Source organism: Arthrobacter sp. 05T444 (assembly GCF_056395905.1).
Genome location: NZ_JBFTKK010000002.1, coordinates 279,598 through 304,316, shown reverse-complemented (window position 1 = coordinate 304,316; position 24,719 = coordinate 279,598). Strand labels below are relative to the sequence as shown.

19 protein-coding genes and 1 tRNA gene are annotated in these 24,719 nt (G+C 65.9%); 14 read left to right on the top strand and 6 right to left on the bottom strand.

The features are described from left to right. Positions 1-5: 5 nt before the first annotated feature. The gene (locus AC1DD3_RS03545) at positions 6-1,157 is read right to left on the bottom strand and encodes an AAA family ATPase (RefSeq protein WP_230119850.1); all 1,152 of its coding nucleotides are present in this window, start codon (positions 1,155-1,157) and stop codon (positions 6-8) included. A 213-nt stretch (positions 1,158-1,370) separates the two neighbouring features. On the opposite strand from AC1DD3_RS03545, the gene AC1DD3_RS03540 reads away from it, so the two are divergent. The 5 genes from AC1DD3_RS03540 (at position 1,371) to AC1DD3_RS03520 (ending at position 7,653) form a co-directional block, all read left to right on the top strand. Continuing rightward, entirely contained in the window at positions 1,371-2,258 is an 888-nt protein-coding gene (locus AC1DD3_RS03540; protein ID WP_230119849.1) for a TatD family hydrolase, read from the top strand. Positions 2,259-2,523: 265 nt separating this feature from the next. After that, entirely contained in the window at positions 2,524-3,714 is a 1,191-nt protein-coding gene (locus AC1DD3_RS03535; RefSeq protein WP_230119848.1) for a resuscitation-promoting factor, read from the top strand. A 111-nt stretch (positions 3,715-3,825) separates the two neighbouring features. Next, positions 3,826-4,713 carry a 16S rRNA (adenine(1518)-N(6)/adenine(1519)-N(6))-dimethyltransferase RsmA gene (rsmA, locus tag AC1DD3_RS03530; RefSeq protein WP_230119847.1) on the top strand — a complete coding sequence of 296 codons (888 nt, stop codon included), beginning with the start codon at positions 3,826-3,828 and terminating at the stop codon, positions 4,711-4,713. A 97-nt stretch (positions 4,714-4,810) separates the two neighbouring features. Then, the gene (locus AC1DD3_RS03525) at positions 4,811-5,773 is read left to right on the top strand and encodes a 4-(cytidine 5'-diphospho)-2-C-methyl-D-erythritol kinase (protein WP_476880944.1); all 963 of its coding nucleotides are present in this window, start codon (positions 4,811-4,813) and stop codon (positions 5,771-5,773) included. 50 nt (positions 5,774-5,823) lie between these two features. Next, positions 5,824-7,653: an ABC-F family ATP-binding cassette domain-containing protein gene (locus AC1DD3_RS03520; RefSeq protein WP_230119845.1), complete on the top strand. Its 1,830-nt coding sequence runs from the start codon at positions 5,824-5,826 to the stop codon at positions 7,651-7,653. Between the two features lie 149 nt (positions 7,654-7,802). Here AC1DD3_RS03520 and AC1DD3_RS03515 read toward each other — a convergent pair whose 3' ends face one another. Beyond that, on the bottom strand, positions 7,803-8,447 hold the full coding sequence (locus AC1DD3_RS03515) for a TetR/AcrR family transcriptional regulator (RefSeq protein WP_476880997.1): 645 nt from the start codon (positions 8,445-8,447) through the stop codon (positions 7,803-7,805). A 213-nt stretch (positions 8,448-8,660) separates the two neighbouring features. Between AC1DD3_RS03515 and AC1DD3_RS03510 the strand changes: the two genes are divergently transcribed. From AC1DD3_RS03510 to sufU, 9 genes are all read left to right on the top strand, one after another. Continuing rightward, a tRNA-Gln gene (locus AC1DD3_RS03510) sits at positions 8,661-8,732 on the top strand. Between the two features lie 109 nt (positions 8,733-8,841). Next, a complete protein-coding gene (gene glmU, locus AC1DD3_RS03505; protein WP_230119844.1) occupies positions 8,842-10,335 on the top strand; it encodes a bifunctional UDP-N-acetylglucosamine diphosphorylase/glucosamine-1-phosphate N-acetyltransferase GlmU in 1,494 nt (497 codons plus the stop codon). Continuing rightward, a complete protein-coding gene (locus tag AC1DD3_RS03500) occupies positions 10,332-11,312 on the top strand; it encodes a ribose-phosphate diphosphokinase (RefSeq protein WP_230119843.1) in 981 nt (326 codons plus the stop codon). The genes glmU and AC1DD3_RS03500 overlap by 4 nt, the downstream gene beginning before the upstream one ends. Positions 11,313-11,557: 245 nt before the next feature. Next, entirely contained in the window at positions 11,558-12,157 is a 600-nt protein-coding gene (locus AC1DD3_RS03495) for a 50S ribosomal protein L25/general stress protein Ctc (protein WP_230119842.1), read from the top strand. A gap of 100 nt (positions 12,158-12,257) precedes the next feature. Then, the gene (gene pth / locus AC1DD3_RS03490) at positions 12,258-12,842 is read left to right on the top strand and encodes an aminoacyl-tRNA hydrolase (protein WP_230119841.1); all 585 of its coding nucleotides are present in this window, start codon (positions 12,258-12,260) and stop codon (positions 12,840-12,842) included. Positions 12,843-13,068: 226 nt separating this feature from the next. Beyond that, positions 13,069-15,807 (top strand): LuxR C-terminal-related transcriptional regulator, encoded by a 2,739-nt coding sequence (locus AC1DD3_RS03485; protein ID WP_476880943.1) that lies wholly within the window; start codon positions 13,069-13,071, stop codon positions 15,805-15,807. Then, the gene (locus AC1DD3_RS03480) at positions 15,785-18,529 is read left to right on the top strand and encodes a LuxR C-terminal-related transcriptional regulator (protein ID WP_476880942.1); all 2,745 of its coding nucleotides are present in this window, start codon (positions 15,785-15,787) and stop codon (positions 18,527-18,529) included. Before AC1DD3_RS03485 ends, AC1DD3_RS03480 begins: the two co-directional genes overlap by 23 nt. A 504-nt stretch (positions 18,530-19,033) precedes the next feature. Continuing rightward, complete coding sequence (locus tag AC1DD3_RS03475; protein WP_230119838.1) at positions 19,034-20,359, top strand: SufS family cysteine desulfurase; 1,326 nt, start codon at positions 19,034-19,036, stop codon at positions 20,357-20,359. A 31-nt stretch (positions 20,360-20,390) separates the two neighbouring features. Further along, entirely contained in the window at positions 20,391-20,840 is a 450-nt protein-coding gene (gene sufU, locus AC1DD3_RS03470) for a Fe-S cluster assembly sulfur transfer protein SufU (protein ID WP_230119837.1), read from the top strand. A 16-nt stretch (positions 20,841-20,856) separates the two neighbouring features. Here the strand turns inward: sufU and nhaA are convergent, their stop codons facing one another. From nhaA to AC1DD3_RS03450, 4 genes are all read right to left on the bottom strand, one after another. Further along, the gene (gene nhaA, locus AC1DD3_RS03465) at positions 20,857-22,248 is read right to left on the bottom strand and encodes a Na+/H+ antiporter NhaA (protein ID WP_476880941.1); all 1,392 of its coding nucleotides are present in this window, start codon (positions 22,246-22,248) and stop codon (positions 20,857-20,859) included. A 156-nt stretch (positions 22,249-22,404) separates the two neighbouring features. Continuing rightward, entirely contained in the window at positions 22,405-22,626 is a 222-nt protein-coding gene (locus AC1DD3_RS03460; RefSeq protein WP_230119835.1) for an SCO4848 family membrane protein, read from the bottom strand. 3 nt (positions 22,627-22,629) lie between these two features. Beyond that, positions 22,630-23,127 (bottom strand): DUF2505 domain-containing protein, encoded by a 498-nt coding sequence (locus AC1DD3_RS03455; RefSeq protein WP_230119834.1) that lies wholly within the window; start codon positions 23,125-23,127, stop codon positions 22,630-22,632. Positions 23,128-23,193: 66 nt separating this feature from the next. Continuing rightward, positions 23,194-24,714 (bottom strand): SDR family oxidoreductase, encoded by a 1,521-nt coding sequence (locus AC1DD3_RS03450; RefSeq protein ID WP_230119833.1) that lies wholly within the window; start codon positions 24,712-24,714, stop codon positions 23,194-23,196. Positions 24,715-24,719 lie beyond the last annotated feature (5 nt).

Sequence of the window (24,719 nt, the reverse complement as noted above, 5' to 3'; positions counted from 1 at the left end):
CCTGACTAGCGGCTGGGCCGCAGTTCGGGGGACGGCCGCGCGGTAGGCGCGCCCGGGGATCCGGCCGCCCTGGCTTGCCGGGAGGCGTGGGCGGACTCGGTCATCTCCTGACTGACGGGAAGCTTGGCGAGTACTCCGCGGATCACGCTCTGCGGCGTCTCGCCGGTGCTGGCTGCTTTGCGGTCGAGGATGATCCGGTGCGCCAGCACCGATTCTGCAACGGCGACGACGTCGTCCGGCAGCACGAAGTCCCTGCCGTCCAGCGCCGACGTGGCCTTGGCCGCGCGAAGCAGCTGAAGCATGGAACGCGGGCTGGCCCCAAGGCGCAGCATGGCGCTGTCCCGGGTTGCCCGCCCCACTGCAACGGTGTACTCCTTGACGGACTGCGAAACGTACACCCGCTGGACCGTGGCAATCATCGCGGCGACGTCCGCGGACGTAACCACGGAAGACACACGGGCCAGCGGGGACGTGGCCTGGTGCGTTTCCAGCATTTCGATTTCGGAGTCCTTGTCCGGGTAACCCATGGAGATCCTGGCCATGAAGCGGTCCCGCTGGGCTTCCGGAAGGGGATAGGTCCCTTCCATCTCGATCGGATTCTGGGTGGCCACCACCATGAATGGTTCAGCGAGTTTGTATGACTTTCCGTCCACCGTCACCTGGTGCTCCTCCATGCATTCGAGCAGGGCGGACTGCGTCTTTGCCGAGGCGCGGTTGATTTCGTCACCGATGACGATATTCGCGAAGACCGCGCCGGGACGGAACTCAAACTGGCGCGACGACTGGTTATAGATGGACACGCCGGTAACGTCGGAGGGAAGAAGGTCCGGAGTGAACTGGATCCGGCTGACTGAGCAGTCGATCGTGCGCGCCAGCGTCTTGGCGAGGAGCGTCTTGCCCACGCCGGGCACGTCCTCCAGGAGCAGGTGGCCCTGGGCGAGCAGGACCGTGAGTGCGAGCTTCGCTGCCTCGGCTTTGCCGTCGATCACCGTATTAATGGCGTCCAGGATGCGTTCGGTCGCGGCGCGGAAGGCCGCGGCGTCCAGGGCTGACTGTTTGTGGCCGTTAAGCTGGTTTCCGCCCTGCGCAGCAGTTCCTGCGAAGCCTTGCCCGCCCGGGAGTACTTCATCCATCGTGGTGCGTCGGTGCGGTTCCATCGGCAACCTTTCATCCCTGGGTGGCGCGCGGAACGGAGCGGCGGAAGTCTGCCGTTGCCCGTCTTGGGCGTTAACATCTGTCCGTACCAGCGTACTAACACAACTGCCGTACCTGACAGAGAGTTCCGGGTAAATCTGCACCCGCTGCCTGGACGGCCCGGGGCCGCCTCGGCTCTTCCGCGGGCTTACGTCCGCCGCAGCTAGGCTGGAGGGATGTGTAACTCCCTGACTCCCCGCCCCTATCGCGAGCCCGGCAGCGACGGTTCCGGCAAGCAGGGCTACCCGCCTGCGCCCGCGCCCCTGCCCGTTCCCGTGATGGACAACCACACGCATCTCGACTTCCCAGGCGCCGACATCCAGGTAGAGGTCGGCGCTGCCCTGGACGCCGCCGAGGCGGTAGGGGTCCGCGGTGCCGTGCAGGTTGGCACCGACCTGGAATCCTCCAGGTTCACGGTTCGTGCCGTTGACATGGATGCCCGGTTGCTCGGTGCCGTGGCGATCCACCCTAACGATGCCCCCGAGTATGCCCGGCGGGGTGAGTTGGAGGCTGCGCTGCGGGAGATCGAGGATCTCGCCTCCCATCCCCGGATCCGGGCGATTGGGGAAACCGGTCTGGACTTCTTCCGCACCGAGGGAGAGGGGCTGGTCCACCAGCGCTATTCGTTCCGGCGGCATATCGACATTGCCAAACGGCTGGACCTGACCCTGCAGATCCATGACAGGGACGCCCACGAGGACGTCGTGCAGGTCCTGCGGGAAGAGGGCACCCCGGACCGGGTGGTGTTCCACTGTTACTCCGGCGACGAAGACCTGGCCAGGATCTGCAACACGGAAGGGTGGTTCATGTCCTTCGCCGGAACGCTCACCTTTAAGAATGCGGGAAACCTCAGGGCTTCACTGGCTGCTGCGGATCCCGAACTCGTCCTGGTCGAAACCGACTCGCCCTTCCTCACCCCGCACCCGCACCGGGGACGGCCCAACGCGAGCTACATGGTCCCCTACACAGTGCGGGCCATGGCCGAATTGACAGATTCGGACCTCGCCGGCCTGTGCAGTCAAATCAGCGCCAATACCCTGAGGGCATACGGATCCTGGGACTGATCGCTCGGCCTGAAGAAGCCCCCTTCTGCATACGCGGTATGTGATAATTTGGCCGCTTTATAACGGATCGATTACAGTGAAGAACTATTAGCCGGGGTCGGGGAAGGCCTCCGGATGATGTCACTCACTTTTCAGGCAGGGCGCCTCTGGTGCCCTGCCCTGTGAGTGTGGCGGCGCACATGCCTGCTGCAGACCTCCGGCCTGTCCGGATCCACCCTTGGGGTGACTGCCGCGGAGAGCTCTGTGCGTTTTTCCCCGTGCCCGGATGGTTCAAAAGATACGGGCAATCGTGATCAAGTTCTTCACGTCGGACGGCAAGTTCAGTTTCGTCAAGGTAGCCGCCCAAATGGTGGTGCTCTCGGCGCTCGTGCTGGGGCTGGTTGCCTTTGTGGGCAACAACAAAACAGTCACCCTGAACGTTGACGGCAAAGTGAGTTCCGTTCAGACGTTTGGCGGCACCGTGGCCCAGGTGGTCAGGGGCGCCCAGGTGGAGCTGCACGCCGCCGACCGCGTGTCACCGTCGCCGGAGGCGCACGTTGAGAACGGCTCGGTGATCAACGTCAACCTGGCCAAGGCAGTGAAAGTGAGCCTGGACGGCGCTGAAAAGACTGTCAGCACCACTGCCCCGGACGTTGCCGGACTCGTAACCCAGCTCGGGGTGGCCAGTGCTTCCGAACTTTCGGTTCCGAAGAGCGCCCACCTGTCCGTTGACGGCTCCTTTGTCGCCATCTCCACGCCGAAGACGGTGAGTATCCTTGCCGACGGCAAGGCCGCCAAGACCACCACCACGGCCACTAACGTTGGAGAGGTGCTCAAGGACGCCGGCGTGAGGCTGGCAGCCGCAGACCGCACCTCCCAGCCGGCCAACGCGCACGTGGTCAACAACATGGTGATTAAGGTTTCCAGAGTGGACACCAGCAAGACCGCCACCGTCACCGAAGAAGTTGCCTTCAAGACGCTGACCGTGGAAAGCGCCGACGTTCTCAAGGGCGAAGAGGAAGTCACGCAGGAGGGCGTTCCCGGGACCGTGACGAAGAAGTTCAAGCTCGTGCTGGTCGATGGCCGCGAAGCCTCCCGCACGCTTGTCTCCACGACGGCAACTCTTGAGCCGGTAACGGAAAAGATCACCGTGGGCACCAAGGAGAAGCCCAAGCCCGCAGCCGCCGCGAAGACGGAAGCCGCCAACTCTGGTGCGGCGGCCCCCGCCATGATGAATGAAGCCATGTGGGACAAGATCGCGCAGTGCGAATCGACCGGCAACTGGTCGATCAACAACGGCAACGGTTACTACGGCGGCCTGCAGTTCGACATCCAGACCTGGATCGGCGCCGGCGGCGGAGCCTACGCCCCGAACGCCAGCCAGGCCTCGAAGGCGCAGCAGATCGACGTCGCCAACCGCGTCTATGCAGAGCGCGGCCTCTCGCCGTGGGGCTGCGGCTGGGCAGCCGGCAGCTGACCACGGCCGCTGAGGCCACGAAAGGCCGGGTCCGGAGTCTCCGGGCCCGGCCTTTCGTGGCCTGCCAGCTGCCGAACCGCGGCGGCACCCGCCGCGGGATAGGATACCTAGGTGACTGACCCGACTCCTTCCGCCCCCGGTACCGCGCCTGCTCCTCTGTTTGGTGCGTCAGATATCCGCAGGCTGGCCGAGGAAATCGGCGTCCGTCCCACGAAGACGCTGGGCCAGAACTTTGTCATCGACGGCAACACGATCCGCAGGATTGTGGCGGCAGCGGGCGTCGGGCCGGACGAAACGGTCCTCGAAATCGGGCCTGGTCTCGGTTCGCTGACGCTGGGGCTGCTGGATGCCGCGAAGTCCGTTGTCGCCGTCGAAATTGATCCTGTGCTGGCGGCCAAGCTGCCTGAAACTGTCAGGCAGTGGAGGCCGGAGGCTGCCAGCGAATTCCACCTCGTGCGCGCCGACGCCATGAAGGTCACCGAGCTCCCGGTGGAGCCCACGTCGCTCGTGGCGAACCTTCCGTACAACGTCGCTGTTCCCGTGGTCCTTCACCTCCTGCAGCATTTCCCATCGATCCGTCATGGTCTGGTAATGGTTCAGGACGAGGTGGCGGACCGTCTTGCCGCCGGTCCCGGTTCCAAAATTTACGGTGTGCCGTCCGTCAAGGCCGCGTGGTACAGCACCATGCGCAAGGCCGGAGTGATCGGCATGAACGTGTTCTGGCCGGCCCCCAAGATCCAGTCGGGGCTCGTGGCCTTTACCCGCCGGGAGCCACCGGCCACCACCGCCAGCCGGGAGCGCGTCTTTGCCGTGATCGATGCGGCCTTTGCCCAGCGCAGGAAAACCCTTCGCGCGGCCCTGGCCGGGTGGGCCGGCAGTGCGGCCGAGGCGGAGCGCTGCCTCGTCGCGGCCGGGGTGGACCCCACGGCCCGCGGTGAGGTCATCGACATTGCCGCTTTCGCCCGGATCGCCGAGGCCCGCCAGGCCGCGGACGCTTGACCGGCCGGGGCAAGCGGCCGGCGACAGCGTCCCTGGGTGACGCCAGGAGGCCGCGTCCTTCTTGGAGCCGGGCGTCGCCATGCCCTAGCTTGGAGTCATGAACGCAGTGAGAGGGCGCTTTGCGGCAAGGACCGTCCGGGTCAAAGCTCCGGGCAAAGTGAACGTCTCGCTGGACGTGGGGCCCTTACGGGCGGACGGGTATCATTCCGTGGCCAGCGTGTACCTGGCCGTCTCGCTGTATGAGGAAGTGGCCGCCACCAGCACCGCCAATGACGGCATCACCGTGAGCATCAGCCCCGCCAGCACACTTGACCTCGACGGCGTGGACATCCCGCTCGACGAACACAATCTGGCCTACAAGGCTGCCGCCATCATGGCCGAAGTGTCCGAGCACCCCACCGGAGTGCACCTGGAAATCACCAAGCGCGTGCCGGTTGCCGGCGGCATGGGCGGCGGATCCGCCGACGCCGCGGCCACGCTGCTGGCCTGCGACGCGCTGTGGAACAGCGGACTGTCCCGGGATGAGCTTGCCCATCTGGCCGCGGAGCTGGGGGCGGATGTCCCCTTTGCGCTGCTCGGAGGCACGGCCGTGGGACTTGGCGTGGGGGACGACCTCTCCCCGGCCCTGGCCAGGGCGCAGATGGACTGGGTCCTGGTCACTGCAGAGTTCGGGCTTTCGACGCCGGAGGTGTTCCGGACACTGGACCGGTTGCGGGACGCCGAAGGGGTGGAGATCGATGAACCCACGGCGGTGGATCCGAAGATCCTGCAGGCCCTGCGCAGCGGTGACCCCGATGCCCTGAGCCGGGTGCTTGTCAACGACCTCCAGCGGGCCTCCATCGAACTCGCGCCCAGCCTCCGCGACACCCTCGGCCTGGGGGAGTCCTGCGGAGCCATCGCAGGGATCGTTTCGGGCTCCGGTCCCACCATCGCCCTCCTGGCGCACAACCCGGAGGCTGCCGAGGGGCTCGCCGAGGAGCTGCAGCACAAGGGCCTCACGGCGTTGGCCGTCCATGGACCCGTTCCCGGTGCCCGCATCATCTCCGATACCCTCCTTTAATACCCTTCCAACTTTCTGACCCCCCCGTTTGCAGAAGAAAGCAGTTCCCAGTGGCACACCTGCTCGGCGGCGAGAACCTCATGGTCTCGTACGCAACCCGCACCGTTCTCGATGGCGTAACTCTCGGACTCGAGGAGGGCGACCGGATCGGCATGGTGGGCCGGAACGGCGACGGCAAGTCCACGCTCATGCGCCTGCTGGCGCTGCGGTCCACGCCTGATTCCGGCCGGGTCACCAAGCGTGGGGACGTCAACATCGGCTACCTGGATCAAAGCGACGTGCTCGACGGCGACCTCACGGTCGGTGCCGCCATCGTCGGCGACCAGGCGGACTACGAATGGGCCCGCAACCCGCAGATCCGCGAGGTCATGGGCGGGCTCGTGTCGGACGTCGACTGGCACGCCAACGTCCACGCACTCTCCGGCGGCCAGAAACGGCGCGTGGCGCTGGCGAAGCTCCTCATCGAGGACCACGACGTCATCATGCTTGACGAGCCCACGAACCACCTCGACGTCGAAGGCGTCGCATGGCTGTCCCGGCACCTGAAGACCCGGTGGCGGGCGAACCAGGGCGCGTTCCTCGTGGTCACCCACGACCGCTGGTTCCTCGACGAAGTCTGCACCAAGACGTGGGAAATCCACGACGGCATCATGGACCCGTTCGACGGCGGTTACGCCGCCTACGTGCTGGCCCGCGCCGAGCGCGACCGCTCCGCATCGGTGGTGGAAAGCAAACGCCAGCAGCTCGTCAAGAAGGAACTGGCCTGGCTCCGCAGGGGCGCCCCGGCCCGCACGGCCAAGCCCAAGTTCCGGATCGAGGCCGCCAACGCCCTGATTGCGGACGTGCCCGAACCGCGTGATTCGACGGCGCTGAGTAAGATGGCCACGGCGCGCCTTGGCAAGGACGTCCTGGACCTTGAACACGTGTCACTGGATTTTCTGGGCGGCGACGCCGGCCAGAAGCTGTTCGACAACATCACCCTCCGCCTCGCGCCGGGTGAGCGGCTGGGGCTCGTGGGCGTCAACGGGGCCGGCAAGACCACCCTGCTGAAACTGCTCAACGGCGAGATCCAGCCCAGCTCCGGGAAGGTCAAACGCGGCAAGACGGTCGTCACCGCGGTCCTCACCCAGGAAGTCAAGGAGCTCGACGACGTCTCGGACCTGCGCGTGATCGAAGTGATCGAGCGCGAAAAACGCTCCTTCAACGTCGGCGGCAAGGAATTCACCGCCGGCCAGCTTGTGGAGCAGCTCGGTTTCACCAACGAGAAGCAATGGACCCCGGTCAAGGACCTCTCCGGTGGCGAACGCCGGCGCCTCCAGCTCCTGCGGCTGCTGGTGGGGGAGCCGAACGTGCTGATGCTGGACGAACCGACCAACGACCTCGACACCGACACCCTCGCCGCCGTCGAAGACGTGCTCGACGGCTGGCCCGGCACGCTCGTCGTCGTCAGCCACGACCGCTACCTGCTGGAGCGAGTCACGGACCACCAGATGGCCCTGCTGGGCGACGGCAAGATCCGTGCCCTGCCGCGCGGAGTGGACCAGTACCTCGAACTCCGCGAGTCCGCCCTCGCCGGTTCCACGGTCACCGGCGGCGGAAACCCTGTCACGTCCGCCAGCTCCGCCCCGGCCCAGGCCGTCTCGGGAGCTTCGGAAGCCGAAAAGCGTGACGCCCGCAAGGCCAAGAACCGCATCGAACGGCAGCTGGGCAAGATCACCCAGCAGGAAGAAAAAATCCACGCCCAGATGACGACGGCTTCCGCGGACCCCTCCGCCGTCGGTCAGCTCGCGGAACTGAACAAAAAGCTCAAAGACCTCTCCGCAGACCGCGAAGCCCTGGAGCTCGAATGGCTCGAGGCGCTCGAAGTCCTGGGGGAGTAGCTCCGGGCGGGGTGCAGCTTGGGCGCCGGACGGCGGCCCTTCCGCGTCGCTTAGACACAGGGCAAAAGGGACGCTTCGGTCGCTGGGCGACCTCCACGTCCCGATGCCCTGCGATGCGCTCCTTTCGGAAGAACCGCCGTTCGGCGGGCTCAGCCGTCGCTGCGCAGCTCGGGTTCCTTCTTGAGGCCGGTCAGGCCGTTCCAAGCGAGGTTCACGAGGTGCGCAGCCACAGCGTGTTTGTCGGGCTGCCGGCCGTCCTGCCACCATTGGCCGGTCATGGCGACCATGCCCACCAGCATCTGGGCGTACATGGCGCCGTCGGCGGCGCTGAATCCGCGGCGGGCGAATTCGTCGGACAGGATGTGCTCCACGCGCTCCGTAATGTGGGACAGCAGGGTGGAAAAGGCGCCTTCCGGCTGCGACGGGGGAGCGTCGCGCATGAGGATGCGGAAGCCGTCGGTGCGGTCCTCGATGTACGTCAGCAACGCCAAGGCAGCACGTTCCACCAGGACCCGGGGCTTGGCTTCGTCGGCGAGGGCGTCGTTGATGGAGGCCAGCAGGATCCTGAACTCAAACTCCACCACCTGGGTGTACAGACCTTCCTTCGAGCCGAAGTGCTCATAGATCACCGGCTTGGAGACACCTGCGGCAGCGGCGATTTCCTCGATCGTGGTGCCGTCGAGGCCACGCAGCGCGAACAGTCCGCGCCCCACGTCGACCAGCTGGGAACGCCGTTGGGGTCCGGTCATCCGGGACCGCGGGATGCGCGCCGGAGCGGCATCCGCCTTCGCCATCGGGTTCCCCGCGCCCTCGGCTGTCCCTGTGCTGTTGCTCACCGTCCAATCATGCCTTACGCCAACACGGACGCTGGTGGTCCTGGGCGGGTGCTGCCCGCTGTGCAGGCCGCCTCTTTGACGGGGCTGGCGGCACGCGTTGGCCGAGGTCGCACGAGCCTCGGCGTTCGTGGCAGAATTGGTTCTCGTGCCTTGGCTTCGTGCCTGGCATGATCCGCCCTGGTGTAATGGCAGCACCCCGGCCTTTGGAGCCGTGGAGTATAGGTTCGAATCCTATGGGCGGAACTGCTGCATCAGAGGTGTCCAGTAGGATAAGCCTGTTGCCGGCTCCGGGCACAGGCTCGGACGACGCCGCGCATGTAGTACCGCGCAATCGACCAAGGAGAGCCTGTACGTGAGCCCCGAGAAGTCCGGCCCAGCCGCCGTAATCGTCTTAGCTGCAGGTGCCGGTACCCGGATGAAGTCCCGTACCCCCAAGATTCTCCACGAAATCGGCGGCCGTTCGATGGTGGGACACGCACTGCTGGCCGCGCGCAGCATCAGCCCGCAGCGGCTGGCCCTCGTGGTCCGTCACGAGCGGGACCGTGTGGCCGCCCACCTCGCAGAGCTGGACCCGAGCGCCCTGATCGTCGACCAGGACGAGGTTCCCGGCACCGGACGGGCCGTCGAAGTCGCGCTGGAGGCCCTGGATGCTGCCGCCCCTGTCGCGGGAACCGTTGTGGTGACCTACGGCGACGTGCCGCTGCTTACCGGCGAGATGCTCGCCGAACTTGTTTCAACCCACGAGTCCGAAGGCAACGCCATCACGGTCCTGACCGCGCTGCTCGATGATGCCACGGGCTACGGCCGCATCCTGCGCGGAGCCGACGGAACGGTGACCGGCATCCGCGAGCACAAGGATGCCTCCGACTCCGAGCGCGAAATCCGTGAAATTAACTCCGGAATCTACGCCTTCGACGCAGCAGTGCTGCGGGACGCCCTCCGGCACGTCACTACCGACAACTCGCAGGGCGAGAAGTACCTGACCGACGTCCTCGGGCTGGCCCGCAAGGCCGGCGGCAGGGTTGCCGCGGTGGTCACCGCCGATCGCTGGCAGGTCGAAGGCGCCAATGACCGTGTGCAGCTTGCGGCCCTCGGCGCAGAGCACAACCGCCGCATCGTGGAAGCATGGATGCGCTCCGGCGTCACGGTGGTGGATCCCGCCACAACCTGGATCGATTCCACCGTCACCCTGGCTGAGGACGTCCGGATCCTGCCCAACACGCAGCTGCACGGCAGCACCACCGTGGCGAGGGACGCCGTCGTCGGCCCAGACTCCACGCTGACCGATGTCCGCATCGGCGAGGGAGCCAAAGTGACCCGCACGCACGGTTCCGGTGCGGTCATCGGCGCGGCGGCCACTGTGGGTCCGTTCACTTACCTGCGCCCCGGCACTGTCCTGGGGGAGACCGGCAAGATCGGCGCCTTCTACGAGACGAAGAACGTCACCATTGGCCGCGGCTCCAAGCTGTCCCACCTGGGCTACGCCGGTGACGCCGAAATCGGCGAGGACACCAACATCGGCTGCGGCAACATCACTGCCAACTACGACGGCGAGAAGAAGCACCGCACGGTGATCGGCTCGGGCGTCCGCACCGGTTCCAATACAGTATTCGTCGCTCCTGTCACGGTGGGGGACGGCGCCTACAGCGGCGCCGGTGCCGTGATTCGCAAGGACGTTCCCGCAGGCGCCCTGGCGCTGTCCATGGCCGCGCAGCGCAATGCCGAGGGTTGGGTTACCGCCAACCGTCCTGGCTCGCTCTCCGCGGACCTGGCGGCGGCAGCCGGCAAAGCCAGTAACGACTCCTCAATTTCCCCGGCATCTACAGAAGAGGGCAAGCAACCATGACCGAAATTACGGCTCGCGGCGAAAAGAAGCTGGTGCTCGCCGCAGGGCGTGCGCACCCGGAGCTTGCCCGGGAAATCGCCAAGGAGCTGGGCACGGAGCTGCTGCCCGTGGACGCCTACGATTTCGCCAACGGTGAGATCTACGTCCGCGCCGGTGAAAGCGTCCGCGGAACCGACGCCTTCGTCATCCAGGCACACCCGGCACCCCTGAACAACCACCTCATGGAACAGCTGATCATGATCGATTCGCTGAAGCGGGCGTCCGCCAAACGGATCACAGTGGTTTCGCCGTTTTACCCGTACTCCCGCCAGGACAAGAAGGGTCGCGGCCGGGAACCGATCTCGGCCCGTCTGGTGGCGGACCTGTACAAGACGGCCGGCGCTGACCGCATCATGAGTGTGGACCTGCACACCTCGCAGATCCAGGGCTTCTTCGACGGACCGGTGGACCACCTCATGGCCATCCCGCTCCTTGCGGACTACATCCGTACGCGGGTCGCCGCGGACAACATCACAGTTGTCTCGCCGGACACCGGCCGCGTCCGCGTGGCCGAACAGTGGGCTGAGCGCCTCGGCGGTGCGCCGCTCGCGTTCGTGCACAAGAGCCGTGACCTCACTGTTCCGAACCAGGCTGTGTCCAAGACAGTGGTGGGGCAGATCGAAGGACGCACGTGCGTCCTGATCGACGACATGATCGACACCGGCGGAACCATCTCCGGCGCTGTCCAGGTGCTGAAGAACGCGGGGGCCAAGGACGTCATCATCGCGGCGACCCACGCTGTGTTCTCCGATCCCGCGGCCCGCCGCCTGTCCGAGTCGGGCGCCCGCGAAGTGGTAGTCACCGACACGCTGCCCATCCCGGCCGACAAGCGCTTCCCTGAGCTCACCGTACTGTCCATCGCACCCTTGATTGCCCGCGCCATCCGTGAAGTGTTCGACGACGGTTCCGTCACCAGCCTGTTCGACGGCAACGCCTGACTTCCCGCCTTAGGGCGCTGGTGGGGCCGGCGTTGGGCCCGTTTTCAGGAATCGGGCCCAACGCTGGTAGGATTTTCCCGATACCTTGGCGAGGGAGAGCACCTCCGGACATCCGGACTGCTGGTCTCCGTTATCGACTGGGTCTGTACCTCCCTTCTGGAAGGGCCGCCGACAGGCGCCCGGCGTTGAAGGTCGCTTCAGACCTCCGCCCTTGCTGAACACCGAAAAGCCTCCAGGAGATGCACATGTCTGAGCAGAAGCTCGCAGCAGAAGTACGTACCGAATTCGGCAAGGGTTTTGCCCGCCGCGCCCGCATGGCCGGCCTGATTCCCGCCGTCATCTACGGCCACGGCGCCGAGCCCATCCACATCACGCTTCCGGCCAAGGCCACCACGCTGGCCGTGCGCACCGCCAACGCCCTGCTGTCCCTGGACATCAACGGTGAAGGCCACCTCGCCCTCGTCAAGGACATCCAGCGCGACCCGATCAGGCAGATCATCGAGCACATCGACCTCCTGACCGTCCGCCAGGGCGAGAAGGTTACCGTTGACGTTCCCGTTCACCTCGTCGGCGAACTGGCTCCGGGCAACGCTTACAACCAGGAGATGACCGTCATCTCCCTCGAGGCCGAGGCAACCCACCTGCCCACCGGCATCGAGGTCGACATCGAAGGCCGTTCCGCCGGTCAGCACATCCACGCGTCCGACCTCGTGCTGCCCAAGGGCTCGGTTCTGCTTGCGGACGCTGACGCTCTCGTCGTCCACATCTCCGAGGCCACCGAAGTTACCTCGGAAGAGGCCTCCGAGGAAGCCACCGCCCAGGCTTCCGTGGCCGCAGCCGAGTAATTACGGTTCCTTATTCGCGTACCGCGTTTACCGCATCGCACCAGTGGCCGGGCCCCGTTTGGGCCCGGCCACTGGTGTTCCCGCTCACTAGGATTGATCCATGACTGATACCTGGCTCATCGCAGGCCTTGGAAACCCCGGGCCCGAGTACAGCCGCAACCGGCACAACGTGGGCCAGATGGTCCTCGATGAACTCGCCGCGCGCATCGGCGGAAACTTCAAGGCCTCCAAATCCCGCGCCCAGGTCCTCGAGGGGCGGTTGGGAATCGGTGGACCGCGCCTCGTGCTGGCCAAACCTGCCACCTACATGAACGTTTCCGGCGGACCGGTGTCTGCCCTGGCCAGGTTTTACGACGTTGACCTGTCCCGGGTTGTGGCGGTCCACGACGAAATCGACATTCCCTTTAATACTGTGAAGCTCAAGATCGGGGGTGGCGAAGGCGGCCACAACGGACTCCGGGACATCTCCAAGGCGCTCGCCACCAAAGACTACCTTCGGGTCCGGGTTGGGGTCGGCCGGCCGCCCGGACGGATGGACACCGCGGACTACGTGCTCCGCGACTTCACCCCGGCGGAAAAGAAGGAACTGCCCTTCCTGCTCGACGATGCTGCGGATGCAGTGGAGCTGCTGGTCCGGGAGGGACTGACCGCCGCCCAGCAGCGCTTCCACTCGGCCAACGCCTGACGGCGGGTGCCGAGCATACTGCTGCAGACGCGCTTTCACGCCTCTTTCCGCCGCGCGTGTCGGGAATTAATCCAAACAATTTGATAATCCGCCAGCCAATTAAGGATCTCGACGAAATGTGAATGGTTTGCCCTGTTTCAGGGCCGGGGTGACGGGGTAGTCTTTCACCTAAGCGGGGGAGGCGATGGGGCCTTGATCCTGCAAAGCGGGATGTAAGGAAAAGTTCATGTCAAATGAGCCACTGAGCTGGGGACGTGGGTCTACAGCGGGCGTGCTGGCCGGGCCCGCGGCTGCCACTGGCGGAACGGACCTTCAACGATGGTCCGTTCCGGCGCGCAGCGCAGACCTTGAAGCCATCCGCAATGGTCTGACGGATCCTGATTCCCTGGGCGTAGTTATTACCGGCTCCCGCGGCGTGGGCAAATCGTCGCTGGCCCGGACCGCGGTGGCAGAACTCGGACCTGATGTCTGGGCGCTCCAGCTTCGCAGTCCCCTGACCGGCTCGCAGACCTCCTACGGGTGTCTGGCGTTCCTCTTGGCGCGGCTTCCCCAATCGGCGATGGGATCGCCAACCGCCATCCTCCAGGGCATCACGTCCCTCATCCGAAGCGACGCCGCCGGCAGGGACTGCATCATCACCCTGGACACCACGGGCATGATCGACGACATGAGTGCCGGTGTCCTCCTGAACATCATGCTGACCCGCACCGCACGCGTTATCGCGATCGCCCCCGGTACAAGCGACCTGCCGGCAGACTTCCATTGGCTGCTCACAGACCGCCGTCTCACTGAGGTGCGGCTGGAAAACCTGAACGAACTGCAGACCCGGCAGGTGCTGCTGACCCTGCTGGGCCACCGCGTATCGGCCTCACTGGTGAGCACATACCACAGCATCGTGGGCGGCAATCCGCTGCTGCTCAAAGCACTTGTTACGGAGCAGCAGCAGTCCGGAAACCTCGTGCTGTCTGACTCTGTATGGACATTGCGGGACAAGGTCGTCCTCGACGGTGCAACGGGACTGGACGATATTGTCCGCTCGCGCTGGTCCCGGGAATCTCCGGAAAGCCGCGAGGTCATGGAGATGCTGGCCTGCGCGCGCAGAGTGTCCCTCTCGCGGTTGACCGACATCTACGGCACTGAAATCGTGGCCGATATGGAGGATGCCGGACTGCTCAAGGTGGGTGACACCGAGGCCCGCTGGGTGTCCCTGCGGGAGCAATACCTTGGGGACGTTGTCCGGTCCTGGTTGAGCATCGCGCGGAGGCGGGAGCTCCGGAGCCAACTGCTGGGCGAAGCGGAACCCGAGCTTTCGAAGCTAAGTCTGGAAGAGCGCATTGAGTTTGCCGCTTGGACTCGTGAGTGCCAGGCCGAGCTTAGCCCTGCCATGGCTGTGGCCGCCGCCGAAGCGGCCATACAGATGTTCGATCCCCGCTTTGCGCTCAGCTGTGTCGACGGGCTTAAGAGGACTGACGCGGAGTGGGTGGTGGGACAGCAGCACAAGGGGACGGCCTACCTGCTGCTGGATCTGCCCGTGCAGGCCATGGACGCCCTGGACGACATTTCCCAGGCGCAGCTGGACCAGCTCGGTGCAGAGGACTTCGCCAGGATTGTAGCCGCCAAGTGCAGGGTCATGGTGTGGCTGCCTGAGCAGTGCGACAAAGTCCCGGATGAGATTGCCAAGGCGCGCCAGCGTCTGGGTGTCGCTCCGGGCGCCGCGAGCACTTGGCCTGATGCCCTGGGCGCTGCCGCGAACGTCATCACGCTGGCGGAATTCGAGTACCGCTCCTTCATCGGCGACTATGCACCTATGGTTGCGGCTCTGGAGGAAGCGGCCGATCCGGCGCTCAACAAAGACACCGGGTTCCGCATCCAGGCTGCCCTGATCCTGATGCCTGTTCTTTCGGCTGTCGGCAGGGAAATGGACGCGCTTCAGCTGATGAGGAGGGTAGGCGGCCAGCTCTCGGATTCGGGCCACATGACCGGTCTGCGGGAGCGGTTCGCCATGACGGCGGTCAACGTGCTGCTGCAGGCTGGCCAGTGGCGGAGGTGCCTGGACCTCGTCGGGCCGCCGAAAGGGCATGAGGAACGACGCCTGGCTCACCGGACGTCCGCCATGGAGCTGGTTACCGGCATCGCGTACGTCTACTCGGGCCGCGGCGCCGTCGCCCTGGATTCGCTGCTGTCCGCCGTGGCCCAGCTGGAACTCCGTCCGGTCGTGAACATGCTCCAGGCGGCCTATGCCGCCACGGCGTTCGCCTACGCACAAATCGGCAACGCAGGCCAGGCGCACAAGTACCTTGACAAGCTGCGTGGGGCGCGCGGGCACTGTAATTTCCGCACCCAGAACATCACGGATTTCTGCGCCGACATGGCAGGGAGATGGCTGGGAGACACCGATGCCGTGAGGCGGCTCCTGGACTCAGCCCGCGTCGACATTGCGGCAGGGCGATACACCCTCGCCGGGATCAGTCTGCTGGGTGCCACCGTGAACGGTACGGACGACGACTTCCGCCTGATGGAGGAGGTCGCGGGCCACCGGCAGGGAAAGCTGGCCGAGATTTCCCGCCTCGTCGCTGTCGGTAGCCGCACCAAGGACGCAAAGGTGCTTTTGGAAGGCGCGCATCTGGCCGCAGAGCTCGAACTGGATGCCGTGGAAGCCCGGTGCGTAGCGCTCGCGGTGGACTTTGCGAGGCATTCCGGGGACTCCGCGTCGGCCCGCGTCGCCCAGGCCCGGCTGGACACCCTCACGGCCACCGTTCCCAGTCTCCCGATCGTCCCGAGCAGCGGCAGCCCGCTGCTGACCGCACGGGAGCGCCAGATCTCCCGCCTGGCCGGGCGGGGAGTATCCAACCGGGACATCGCCCTGGAAATGGGTGTTTCCGTGCGGACAGTGGAAGGGCACCTGTACCAGGTCTTCACGAAGCTTGGTGTGACGTCCAGGGGTGATCTGCCTGGACTCGTCTAACGGCCGCCCACAGACACCGGAACCGGAGACTGACGACCGGCAGCTTACGGGGCGGCGTGAAGTAATAGACCACGTCTGCAGCATCATCCGCAGCCGTGCGAGCCAGGCTGTGTTCCTCATGGCCGGCCCGGGGATCGGGAAGTCTTCCGTGACGGACGCCGTCAGCGAGGAGATGAGCACTGAGATGACAATCCTTCGGATCCACGGGAGCTCATCGCTGGCCAAGGTCCCCTACGGCGTGCTCGCCCCGTACACGGCGGACCTCCCTCCAGAAGAAGCAGACTCGCCCGTCGCAGTGCTCAGGGCGGTCTGGACCTATTTCCAGGAACTCAAGGCCGGCAAGGACGTGCCCTTGCTCCTGGTAGTCGATGACGCCCACCACCTCGATGAAGCCACCGCGAACATGGTGGTCGACATGATGTCGGCGGGATGGGCCCGCGTGCTGGCATCCGGGCGCCCGCGGCCCGGACTGCCGCAGGCACTGAACCAGCTGTGGTACGACGGCCAGGCCGAGCGGATCGATCTGCGGCCGCTCAACGGAGACCAGGTGACGGAGGTCGTGGAGCACACACTCCACGGGACAGTCCCCGCCAGCACGGTGCAGTCTTTGTGGTCTGCCTCCGGCGGCAACCCCCTGCTCCTGAACTGCCTGCTGGGTGATGCGGTCGAAGCGGGCATACTGGCGAAGCGAAACGGGATCTGGCTGCTCCTGGGCCTCCTTCCGGCTGACGGCCCCAGGCTTTCCGACGTTGTTATCAAAGACCTCCTCCGCAGGACCACGGAAGAGCAGGACGCGTTGAGGCTCATCGCCTTGGCTGAGCCCGTCCACCGCAGCCTCATCGAAGATGTGTGCGGGGGCGCGGTGGTCCGGTCCCTCCTGGACCACCAGATGGTCCGCGAATCCACCGGACGGCACACGGAATTGCGGATTTGGCACCCCATCCTCGGCGAATCCATGAGGCACCAGGTGTCTGTCTCCCGGAGCCTGCAGCTCCGGCAAAAACTGGACAACTACCTCGACACGCGGACGGCAGGCGCCGAGGGCAGGCTGCGGATGGTGGAGTGGTCGCTGGAATGCGGTTTGGAAGTGCCTGATCTCGAACTGCTTGACGCTGCCCTGCTGGCAGTGACGATGTTCAACAACTCAGGTGCGCGGCTCATGGCCGGGCATGTCCGGGCGCCGGAACTGCAGGCCCATGCACAGTCGATCACCGCGAGGGCGCTCTTCAACGAAGGCAAGTACCGGGAGGCTGCGACTCTCCTGGACGGTTGCTGGCTGGAACTGGCCGGGGAACCCGAAGCCCCGCACATTCTCATGCTCAGGGCGTCGGCGCATCTCGCGCTGGGGAAATCCACCGGGTTGCTGCGGGCCGAATCCCGCCACCAGCTCGCGGACGCCGGGAAAGAGGTCGCGGCTTCCTGGCAGGACAGGATCCACCATTTGCTTGAGATGGCCGATGCCGGCGATCACGAGGGGATAAGGACTCTTATAGCCTCAACCGGAGAAGCGATGGCCGGGGCAGCCGAACAGGGTGAGACGGTCCTGCAGCGCGCCCGGGCAGACCCCAGCACGGCAACTGTGGCCGAAGCCACTCACGCCGTGGCACACGCGTTGCTCGCCCAGACCCTGGTGTCTGCAGGTCAGGCCCACCAGGCGCACACCGCCGCCCTGGGCGCAGCGCCGTCCTTGCCGGCGCTCCAGGACGGTCTGTACTTCTTCAATGAGTTCGTCCTGACGCGCCTTGTGTCGGCTTCGCTCGCCGCCGGTAACTGGGAGGCGGCGGAACATGAGCTGGCCAGCTACCCCACGGAGGTGAACGAGGGGGCAGCCACTTTTGGCGGCGGCATCCAGGTGCTGCGCGGTCTGGGCTTCCTCCGCCAGGGACAGCTGGAACGGGCCTACCGGATTCTCCTGCCAGCTGTTGAAGCCCTGCGCGTCAATGATCCGCTCCAGCAGTTCCGGTTCGGTTCGTCCCTCGCCTTCTACGCCGCCGCGCGCCTGGGGGATGGAGCGCAGGCCCAGCGCCTCGAACAGGATCTGATCGCCGCCAGGCACGCCAGCGGACCCGGGTGCGAACTGCTCGCCGAAGGGTACGCGGCCGCCGCGGCTGAATATCTGGACCGCAAGGGCAGCGGCCTCGCCAAGCTTCGTGAGCTGGCCGCGTCACCGCCGGTCGCCGCGCAGCCGGGAACCAGCATGGAGTGCCTGATTCTTTGTTCCGATCTTGGCGACCGCTCGGTAATTGAAGAGCTCGCATCACTTGCGGACGCCGTCGAGGGCCGCTGGGCAGCAGGCTGGCACCAGGTAGCCCAGGCGTGGGCCACCGGGGACGCAGACGTGCTCATGGAAACCGCCGCCGGGCTGGAGGAGGCGGGCCTGATCAACCTCGCCCGCGAGGCGTATGCCCAGGCGGGCGCCATCTGGGACGCTGCGGGGGAGCGGCGCCGCGCCCGGCAGGCAGTGGCCCACCGCGAGAAATGTGACCAGGAGCTTGGTGAGCGGTTCCGGGAGAGTCCCTTCATTGCCTCGGTGCCCAGCGTCCACCTGACACGCCGGGAGCGGGACATCGTGGAGCTGGCCGTACAAGGACTCTCTGACCGGGAAATCGCCCAGCAGCTGATGGTGTCGGTCAGGACTGTTGAAGGGCATCTGTACCGAAGCTACGTCAAGCTTGGAGTGCGCCGGCGGGACGAGCTCGCCCTGGCCCTTCCCAAAAAGTAAGCACTTCCCAAGAAGTAAGCGCTGCCCAAAAAGTAAGCCCTTCCCAAAAGTACGTGCTCAATGCCGCCGTTTTTAATGCCGTGCCCGCCGGGAAACTTGAGCTTTTCCGCGCCAGCATGACCACCTGCGGAAACCAGTAGTCGAGTACCTGAAAAAACGAGTACTCGGTACTCGTGCTGTGGGTTCCAGTACGCGATTAACTATTAGTGGCAGCGGAATGCGGAGGAGGACTCCATCGCCGAAGCTGCCGCCAGCACATCAGGTCTCGCACACGAACTTCCGGCCCCAGGGACCGGGTTCAGGCGGGGCCGGCGACGTCAGAGCCTTCTGAGACCGAGGCTCTCCCCCCAGCCGTCGCCGGCCCTTACAAGTAGTAGAACAGCCGGCACGCGCCGGCACCGCGAGGGCGGCCCTCCAGTTGGACGGGCCGCTTTCGCTGCCGTTTGGACAAGGCTGCTCTGTGGGACAATTGAGAGGTACCTCAAGGCATCCCAAGGAGTCCCATTGGCCGTAATATCAACGCCAACCACGCTGGAGCGCGCCCTTCCCGCGATGGATAATGCCGAGGTCCTGCGGATCCGGAACGACTTTCCCGTCCTGGACCAGCTGGTCAATGGCCGACCGCTCATTTATCTGGATTCCGGTGCCACGTCGCAGAATCCGCTGAGCGTTATCGAGGCCGAGCAGGAATTCTACGAGCAGCGGAACGCCGCGGTACACCGGGGCGCACACCACCTTGCCGTCGAGGCCACGGAGGTATTCGAGGACGCACGGCAGACGGTTGCCGATTTCGTCGGCGCTCAGTACGAGGAAATCGTCTGGACGTCCAACGCCACAGAGGGCCTGAACCTCATCAGCTATGCGCTGTCCAACGCCAGCCTGTGGGCTGCGCAGGGGCGCGGTGATGCGCGGCTCCGGGAACTCGGGCTCGGCCCGGGGGACGAGATCGTGGTCACCGAGATGGAACATCACGCGAACCTGATCCCCTGGCAGGAACTTGCCTACAGAACCGGAGCCACGCTCCGCCACATTCCGGTGGACGACGCCGGGGCGCTGCACCTGGACCAGGCGGCGGAAATCGTGGGCGGACGGACGCGGCTTCTCGCCTTCACGCATGCGTCCAACGTACTCGGCACGATCAATCCGGTACACGAGCTCGTGGCGCTGGCCAGGCGGGCCGGCGCCCTGGTGGTGCTGGATGCGTGCCAGTCGGCGCCGCACCTGTCCCTCGACGTCAAGGAGCTGGACGTCGACTTTGCCGTGTTCTCGGGCCACAAAATGCTGGGCCCCACCGGCATCGGCGTGCTGTACGGCAAGCAGGAGCTCCTGGACGTGCTGCCTCCTTTCCTGACCGGCGGTTCCATGATCACCACCGTGACCATGGACCGGGCAGAATACCTTCCGGCACCGCAGCGGTTCGAGGCCGGGACGCAAAAGATCTCCCAGGCCGTGGCCCTCGCCGCAGCCGTCAGCTACCTGACCGAGACCGGCATCGACCGTGTCCACCGCTGGGAATCCGAACTTGGCCAGCGCATGGTGGCAGGCCTTGAAGCCATCGACGGCGTCCGTGTGCTTGGCCCGGGGGCCGGCAAGGAGCGTATTGGCCTGGCGGCGTTCGATGTGGCGGGCGTGCATGCGCACGACGTCGGGCAGTTCCTCGATGCGCGCGGAATCGCCGTCCGCGTGGGTCACCACTGCGCCCAGCCGCTGCACCGGCGCCTCGGCCTGACGGCCACAACGCGCGCCAGCGCCTATTTGTACAACACCACCGACGACGTCGACGAATTCCTGGACGCAGTGTCCGGGGTCCGCGCCTACTTCCGCGCCTAGTGCCGGGATCCATGAAGACAGGTACCGCAGCATGAGCCTCGACCAGCTTTACCAGCAGATCATCCTGGACCATTCCAAGGCCCGGCACGGGAGCGGTCTGTCAGAAACGGCAGCACCCGAGGGCGCGTCCACCGGGCAGTCACACCAGCTGAATCCTGTCTGCGGTGATGAAGTCACCCTGCGTGTCGCCGTGGACCACGGCACCGTTGCGCAGCTGTCCTGGGACGGTGCAGGCTGTTCCATCTCCATGGCCTCCGCTTCCGTATTGAGCGAGATGGCGGAAGGCATGTCTGTGGACGAGCTGCGCTCGGTGATCGGTAACTTCCGGGAGGTTCTCCGCTCGCGCGGAAAGGTCCACGCGGACCCCGAGGTGCTTGGCGATGCCGCCGCGTTTGAAGGGGTGGCCCGCTATGCAGCGCGGGTAAAGTGCGCCATGATCTCCTGGGTTGCCGCGGAGGACGCGCTCAACCAGGCGGCCTAAGCCACCGGACCGCGGCCTACCCGTCCCTCTCCGCGGCGGGCTCGAACACGTCAGGGACGCCGTCGCCGTCGTCGTCCCGCTTTTCCTCCGCCTCCACGCGGCGGTAGTGGCGGTTTCGTGCCTTAAGCACGACGGCGGCAATCGCCGCAGCGGTCACGGAACCGGCCAGGATGGCAACCTTTGCGTGATCGTCGTGGGCCGATCCCGCCCCGAAACTCAACTCGGCGATCAGCAGCGAAACGGTGAATCCGACTCCGGCGAGGATGGACAGTCCGGCGATGTCGATCCACTTCAGCCCGGCGTCAAGCGTTGCCCGCGTGGTTTTGGTGATCAGGTAGGTGGCCCCGAAAACGCCGAGGGCCTTGCCCGCAACCAGCGCGGCCACGATTCCCACGGCCACGGGGTCGGCCAGGGCGGATGCCAGCCCAGCGCCTCCGCCGATGGCCACACCAGCGGAGAAGAACGCAAAGACCGGGACGGCGAATCCCGCAGAGAGCGGCCGCAGCCGATGCTCGATGCGTTCTGCCATGCCCTTTTCCTCCATGCCCCTTTCTGCCAGGGCCCGGTTCGCCGTGGCCTTGTCTGCCGTGTCCCTTTCCATGGCACGTTCGGCCTCCTGCCGGGACGCGAGCACGGGAACCGTGAATCCGAGCAGGACGCCCGCTACCGTGGCGTGGACGCCCGAGGCGTGGACCAGCGCCCAGGTCGCTGCCGCCAGCGGCACCAGGAGGTACCAGCGGCCGATGTGCTTCTGGGCGAGCACGGCAAAGAGCGCCAGCGGGACCAAGGCCGCCAACAGCAGGACGGGCTGCAGGCCGGCCGAGTAAAAGAAGGCGATGATGCCGATGGCGATCAGGTCATCCACCACGGCCAGGGTCAGCAGGAACGTCCGGAGCGCGGCCGGGAGATGCGTGTTGATGACGGCCAGCACGGCTAGGGCGAAGGCGATGTCCGTGGCGGTGGGGATCGCCCACCCCCGCAGTGCCTCGGCGCCCTGGCCCCAGTTAATGGACGCGTAAATGAGGGCCGGCAGGACCACCCCGCCCACGGCCGCGGTCACCGGGACAACCGCCTTGGCCGGCCTCCGGAGTTCCCCGGAAACAAACTCCCGCTTCAGCTCGAGTCCGGCAATGAAGAAGAAGACCGCAAGCAGGCCGTCCGACGCCCAATGGCCCACGCTCAGCCGCAGATGCCAAGGCTCAAAACCCACTTCCAGGTCCCGCAGGCCGAAGTAGGTGCCCGCAGCGGGGGAGTTCGCCCAGATCAGCGCCGCCGCTGTCGCAATGAGCAGGAGGGCCCCGCCGACGGTTTCGAGCCGGAGGATGGCGGAAATCCGCAGGTACTCCGGGTACGTGGAACGGCTGAAGACTGCGGACTTGCGGGAGCGGGCAGGGGGTCGGCTGGGCATCTCGGCTCCTGGCTTGGGGTCGGCAAACATGTTGCCGACCAGACTTCCCGGCGCACCCTAAATACAGCTGGTCCCAGCTTAGCCGAGGACGGCGGCCTCACCCGGAAAATGCTCACTCTGGACGCTCAGCCCGGAAAATGCTCAACCGGGAAACGTTCAGCCCAGAAGCCCGGCGATCCCGATGCCGGCCGTGGCGGCGCCCAACACCATGGATACTGCCACGAGGACCACATGGACGGTGAGGAACTTGGTGGCCTTGCCGCCGGCGTCCCGCGCCCGCGGGTCTTTCATCACCCGGCGCAGGAACTGCGGCCACACCACGAGCGACCAGAAACCCGAAAGGACCAGGACCCACGCCAGGACGGCGGGAACTTCCATCGCCTAGTGGCTTTCGAGCCAGGCCTGCGCCTGCTGGGACTGGATGTTCAGGGCCTTGCCGACCATCGGCTCGGCTGCTTCGGCGATCTTGCCGCCCAGGAAAGGCACGGACGAGGTGACGTTGCCTTCTAGTTCAACCCGCGTGCTGCCGCCGTCTGCGACGAGCCGCTGAACGGCCGTGACATCGATGGGTGCGCCGGCGATCTTGAGCGAGATGGTGCTCTGGCGGGAGCCGTCCGCAGAGGGAGCGTCCCAGTTCTCCACCTGGGTCACTTTGAGGGTGTCGCCCACGAACTTGCGCGCGATTTCCGGCAGGCGGGTGGTGGGCAGGGTGCGCACGGAGGTGGTGCTGAAGGCCCCTGCAACGTCGCCGTCGACAGTGAAGGACTCGAGGCTGCCGCCCACATATTCGCTCGTGTGGCGCTGGAATTCCTCGTTCGTGAAGACTGCTGTGATGCTGTCGACGGCGTGGGGAAGGGTAGTGGAAGCACTCAGTGCCATGGATCCTCCATTGTTGCAGGGTCAAAACATTGTTGCGGGGTCAGAACGCTTTTTGCTCCCCACATCCTACGGGGTGGGCACGGACTCTTCCGCACTGGCGATCTTCCGGGCCGCCGCTGTGATGTTGCGGGACATGGCGGGAAAGATCAGGCTGTGGAATGGGAGCACGGCCAGCCAGTAGAGCCTGCCGCTGAGCCCTTTGGGGAAGAAGATGGCCCGCTGCCGGTACCGGCTGCCGGCTCCGTCCGGCTCCACGCAAAGCTCAAGCCAGGCGCGTCCCGGTGCGCGCATTTCCGCACGCAGGCGGAGCAGTTTGCCCCGCTCGATCCGTTCCACCCGCCACCAGTCCACTACCTCGCCGGCGACGAGATTGTGGGGATGCCGGCGGCCCCTGAGCAGGCCGGCTCCGCCGGAGAGCTTGTCCAGCCAGCCGCGGACGCTCCACGCCAGCGGCAGGGAATACCAGCCGTTGCGGCCGCCGATGCCCTCGATGATGGTCCAGACGTGCGAGGGCTCCACATCGCTGTGGAAGGTTCGCTCGTCCACATAGACCTTGTGCCCGGCCCACTGCGGGTCGCTGGGCAGCGGATCGGCGTCCGCCCCGGCGTTGGCCCAGGTGGTTTCCACTTGCCCGTCGCGTTCCTTGCCAAGCGCCAGGGCCACTGCCTTGCGGTAGCCGGTGAGGCCGCCGTCGGGCTGGTTGATGTAGTTGTCGATGTCGTGTTCGGCGGAGACGGCGTCGTGCTGCAGCGACTGGACCAGCGGCACGGACATGGACAGCGGGATGGGGGTCACGAGCGCCACCCACAGCCCGGCAAGCCTGGGCGCCGGTACGGGAAGCGCCAGGACCAGGCGCAGCGGCAGCCCGGCTTCGGCTGCATATTCCTTCATCATGCCGGCGTAGCTCAGGACGTCCCGGGACCCGATGTCGAACGTCCGGTTGAGTCGCTCCTTCAGTGAGGCTGCGCCCACCAGGTAGTGCAGCACGTCCCTGACGGCGATGGCCTCGATCCGGTTCCGCACCCAGCTGGGCGCCGGCATGACAGGCAGGGTTTCGGAAAGGTGCCGGATCATTTCGAAGGACGCCGAGCCTGAGCCGATCACCACTCCGGCCTGGAAGACGATGGCGTCCACGGGCCCGGACAGGAAGACTTCACCCACCGCTTCGCGTGAGCGCATGTGGGTGGACAATTCGGTGTTGCGGGGGTGCAGGCCGCCCAGGTAGACGATCCGCTGCACCTCAGCAGCCGCGGCAGCGGCGGCCACGAGCTCCGCCATGGACTTTTCCTTGGCTTCGAAACCGGACCCGGCAGCCATGGAGTGAACCAGGTAGTACAGGACGTTCACGCCCTTCAGTGCTTTTTCCACAGCAGCGGAATCATCGAGGCTGCTGCGCACCACCTCGACTTGGTCGAACCACGGCACCCCGGCGATCTTTTCGGGGGAGCGGACCAGTACTTTGACGCGGTGCCCCGCGTCGAGCAGCCGGGGGACCAGCCTGCCGCCGATGTAGCCAGTGGCTCCGGTGACCAGCACCGTCCGCCCGCTGGTGAATGCGCTGCTGTCATTTCCGGTCTGGTCGCTCACGGGAG

Bases quoted from the DNA above. Each gene is read 5' to 3' on its own strand.
- AC1DD3_RS03515 (WP_476880997.1), bottom strand. From the start codon at position 8,447: ATGGCGAAGGCGGATGCCGCTCCGGCGCGCATCCCGCGGTCCCGGATG.
- AC1DD3_RS03485 (WP_476880943.1), top strand. From the start codon at position 13,069: ATGTCAAATGAGCCACTGAGCTGGGGACGTGGGTCTACAGCGGGCGTG.
- pth (WP_230119841.1), top strand. From the start codon at position 12,258: ATGACTGATACCTGGCTCATCGCAGGCCTTGGAAACCCCGGGCCCGAG.
- AC1DD3_RS03540 (WP_230119849.1), top strand. From the start codon at position 1,371: ATGTGTAACTCCCTGACTCCCCGCCCCTATCGCGAGCCCGGCAGCGAC.
- AC1DD3_RS03535 (WP_230119848.1), top strand. From the start codon at position 2,524: ATGGTTCAAAAGATACGGGCAATCGTGATCAAGTTCTTCACGTCGGAC.
- nhaA (WP_476880941.1), bottom strand. From the start codon at position 22,248: ATGCCCAGCCGACCCCCTGCCCGCTCCCGCAAGTCCGCAGTCTTCAGC.
- AC1DD3_RS03525 (WP_476880944.1), top strand. From the start codon at position 4,811: ATGAACGCAGTGAGAGGGCGCTTTGCGGCAAGGACCGTCCGGGTCAAA.
- sufU (WP_230119837.1), top strand. From the start codon at position 20,391: ATGAGCCTCGACCAGCTTTACCAGCAGATCATCCTGGACCATTCCAAG.
- AC1DD3_RS03545 (WP_230119850.1), bottom strand. From the start codon at position 1,157: ATGGAACCGCACCGACGCACCACGATGGATGAAGTACTCCCGGGCGGG.
- AC1DD3_RS03455 (WP_230119834.1), bottom strand. From the start codon at position 23,127: ATGGCACTGAGTGCTTCCACTACCCTTCCCCACGCCGTCGACAGCATC.
- AC1DD3_RS03500 (WP_230119843.1), top strand. From the start codon at position 10,332: ATGACCGAAATTACGGCTCGCGGCGAAAAGAAGCTGGTGCTCGCCGCA.
- AC1DD3_RS03460 (WP_230119835.1), bottom strand. From the start codon at position 22,626: ATGGAAGTTCCCGCCGTCCTGGCGTGGGTCCTGGTCCTTTCGGGTTTC.
- AC1DD3_RS03495 (WP_230119842.1), top strand. From the start codon at position 11,558: ATGTCTGAGCAGAAGCTCGCAGCAGAAGTACGTACCGAATTCGGCAAG.